At 56.8% G+C, this 2,967-nt stretch carries 4 protein-coding genes and 1 tRNA gene; 4 read left to right on the forward strand and 1 reads right to left on the reverse strand.

The annotated features are described in order from the left end of the window. The 3 genes from V3W31_04145 to V3W31_04155 all read left to right on the forward strand — a co-directional run. On the forward strand, positions 1–702 hold a 702-nt coding region (locus V3W31_04145; GenBank protein ID MEE9614134.1), incomplete at its 5' end, for a LysM peptidoglycan-binding domain-containing M23 family metallopeptidase. Positions 703–779: 77 nt separating this feature from the next. Next, on the forward strand, positions 780–1,733 hold the full coding sequence (locus V3W31_04150; GenBank protein MEE9614135.1) for an RNA polymerase sigma factor RpoD/SigA: 954 nt from the start codon (positions 780–782) through the stop codon (positions 1,731–1,733). 4 nt (positions 1,734–1,737) lie between these two features. Then, positions 1,738–2,256, forward strand: coding sequence for an adenine phosphoribosyltransferase (locus V3W31_04155; protein ID MEE9614136.1), 519 nt, complete (start codon positions 1,738–1,740; stop codon positions 2,254–2,256). Positions 2,257–2,345: 89 nt separating this feature from the next. Here the strand turns inward: V3W31_04155 and V3W31_04160 are convergent, their stop codons facing one another. Then, positions 2,346–2,546: a cold-shock protein gene (locus V3W31_04160; protein ID MEE9614137.1), complete on the reverse strand. Its 201-nt coding sequence runs from the start codon at positions 2,544–2,546 to the stop codon at positions 2,346–2,348. Positions 2,547–2,748: 202 nt separating this feature from the next. On the opposite strand from V3W31_04160, the gene V3W31_04165 reads away from it, so the two are divergent. Then, a tRNA-Arg gene (locus tag V3W31_04165) sits at positions 2,749–2,824 on the forward strand. The last annotated feature ends 143 nt before the right edge of the window (positions 2,825–2,967 follow it).

A 2,967-nucleotide genomic window follows, 5' to 3' on the forward strand; every position in this document is an offset into this window, starting at 1 on the left:
CCTCGCCCCCCTCTCTCGTGGATGAAGCCCCTTCTTGCCGGGGCCCTCGTACTTTTCCTCGCTTACGGCTGCGCCACCCCCAGGCAAGGGATATACCTCAAGAGGGAAGGGGTATACCATAAGGTCGAGCGCGGACAGACGCTCTGGAGGATATGCTACACCTACGGGGTGGACATCCAGGAGGTCGCCGAGCTAAACGACATAAAGGACCCGACCTTCATAAAGGTCGGCCAGAGGATATTCATCCCCGGCAGGAGCAAGGTCAAAAAAGTCATCCCCTACATACCCCCGGAAGAGACCAAGAGACACTACAAGAAGGTCACAACGTACAAGGGCAAGTTCGCCTGGCCGGTGAAGGGGAAGCTCATCTCCCCCTACGGCATGAGGGGCGGGGACATGCACAAGGGGATAGACATAAAGGCGCCTAAGGGCACGCCCATAAAGGCCTCTGCCGCCGGCAAGGTCGTGCACTCGGACAACAAGATGAGGGGCTACGGTAACATGGTGATAGTAAAGCACCCGGACGACTTCTTTACCGTGTACGCCCACAACGACAAGAACCTCGTCAAGGTCGGCGATTCGGTCAAGAAAGGCGCGACCATCGCCCGGGTCGGGGATACGGGGCGGGCCTCGACATACCACCTTCACTTCGAGGTAAGGGTGGAGAAGAAGACCCGTAACCCGCTTTTTTTCTTGCCCTGAAGCGCCGCTTACTGTTACAATATTAGCCTTCGTGATGCACACATCCGGGATAAATACTGACAGACCGGGAGGGTGCTATGGAAAAAATGCCGAGAAAGATCAGGGCCAGAGGAAATAAAAGCCGTACCGCAAGGGACGAAGGGCTTCGGAAGATGCCGGAGAAGGGGGCCGGGACGACTTCCGACTCCGTGGGGGCGTACTTCAGGGGCATAAGGAACTATCCGCTCCTTTCCCCCGCAGATGAGAGGCGGCTTGCCGCGTCTATCGCCGAAGGGGATAAAGGGGCCCGCGAGCGGATGATAGAGGCCAACCTGCGGCTGGTGGTAAGCATAGCGAAGCGCCACAGGCACAGGGGGGTCCCGTTCCAGGACCTTATAGAAGAGGGCAATATCGGCCTTATAAAGGCCGTAGAGCGCTTCGAGGGCAGCAGGGGGTGCAGGTTTTCCACTTACGCCACCTATTGGATAAAGCAGGCGGTGGAGAGGGCCGTGCTGAACCAGTGCAGGACCGTAAGGCTCCCTATCCACGTAACCAACGACGTATACCGCATGGGCAAGGTCTCAAGGCAGTTCCAGGCCGAGCGCAAGCGTGAGCCGAGTACGACCGAACTAGCCGGCATGATGGGGGTCAGCGGCAGGTACGTAAAGAAGCTCTCCATGGTCGCGAGAAAAGGTTGCTCGCTGGACGCATCCCTGAACCGGGGCGGCAACGATGGTGGAGGGGGGACCGATAGGACCGGGCAGACGCTCCTCGACAGGCTCAAGGACGAAAACCTGGCCGAGCCCTTCGATGCCATAGACGCGGAGCAGAGGAACAGCCAGGTACGCCGGTGGCTGCACATGCTCGACGATACCGAGGGCTCCGTCTTAAGGCTCAGGTTCGGCCTCGACGGCGAGCCCCGGACCTTCGAGCAGATAGGGCAGCTCTTCGGGGTCACCAGAGAGAGGATACGGCAGATAGAGGTGAGGGCGCTCGCCAAGCTCAAGACGATTATAGAGCGTAACGACATCACCTCGTCCGAATCGATATAGGGATATGGTCGAGAAACTTAAAGAGAGCATACGCGACATACCGGACTTCCCGAAAAAGGGTATCGTCTTCAAGGACATCACGACCCTCTGCAAGGACCCGGTGTCGTTTCAGAGGATGGTGGACCTCCTCGGCCACCGCTATGTGGGAAGGCCTGTAGACCTGGTGGTGGGGATCGAGGCGAGGGGGTTTATCGTGGGCGCGGCGCTGGCCTACAAGCTCGGGGCCGGGGTGGTGCTCGTGAGGAAGCCCGGTAAGCTCCCGCATAAGACGCACAAGGCCACCTACACGCTCGAGTACGGCGAGGACTCGCTCGAGATACACCAGGACGCCATAGAGAAAGGGCAGAAGGTGCTCATAGCCGACGACCTGCTCGCAACGGGCGGCACGGCCGCGGCCGTGGCGGAGCTCGTCACCAAGACGGGGGGGGAGATAGTCGAGTGCACCTTCATAGTGGAACTCGAGGAGCTCAAGGGGAGGGATAAGCTCACCCCCCACAAGACGTTCTCTTTGTTAAAGTACTAAAGAAACCGCTAACGTCAGAAGTTTAGCGGCCACTTACTAAAAAAGGCCCCCACCATTATGATGGGGGCCTTTTTTAGTAGAGATAGACGTTACTGCGGGATAACGTTTATGGCCTTTTTGCCCTTTTCGTCCTCTGCAAGCTCAAACTCGACGGTCTGACCTTCCCTGAGGGTCTTAAAACCTTCAGCCTGAATAGCCGAGTGATGGACAAAGACGTCTTCACCGGATTCCTGCTCGATGAAGCCAAAGCCCTTTGAATCGTTGAACCATTTTACTTTACCTGTTGGCATCGCACAAAATCTCCTTTCTGAATTTTTATAAGCTGTCGTGGTTTTGTACGACCAAAGGTATTTCATGCCCAACCGTACAAATCCTACTCTTTACTTACCCCCCAAGGCTACATTAAAAGCCTGCAACTGTCAAGGGGGGATTTCCCCCTTGCAAGGAAGCCGGGCTTAATGGTAGAATATTTCGCTCAGGCATTCAGTCTTGGCCCCCGTAGCTCAGTGGATAGAGCATCGGATTCCTAATCCGTGTGTCAGACGTTCGAGTCGTCTCGGGGGCGCCATCAATGCCGGGGAAAACCCCATAAGCGGGTTTCCCCCTTGTTTTTAAATGCGTCACAAACAACCACTGGAGGGTAGCTGAAATGATCTATAAGAGCCTTATGACGGCAATCTGTGCCGCCCTCGTCCTTTCAGCCGGTGCGGC

Source organism: Thermodesulfobacteriota bacterium, assembly GCA_036482575.1.
GTDB lineage: Bacteria > Desulfobacterota > GWC2-55-46 > GWC2-55-46 > JAUVFY01 > JAZGJJ01.

Bases quoted from the DNA above. Each gene is read 5' to 3' on its own strand.
- V3W31_04150 (MEE9614135.1), top strand. From the start codon at position 780: ATGGAAAAAATGCCGAGAAAGATCAGGGCCAGAGGAAATAAAAGCCGT.
- V3W31_04155 (MEE9614136.1), top strand. From the start codon at position 1,738: ATGGTCGAGAAACTTAAAGAGAGCATACGCGACATACCGGACTTCCCG.
- V3W31_04160 (MEE9614137.1), bottom strand. From the start codon at position 2,546: ATGCCAACAGGTAAAGTAAAATGGTTCAACGATTCAAAGGGCTTTGGC.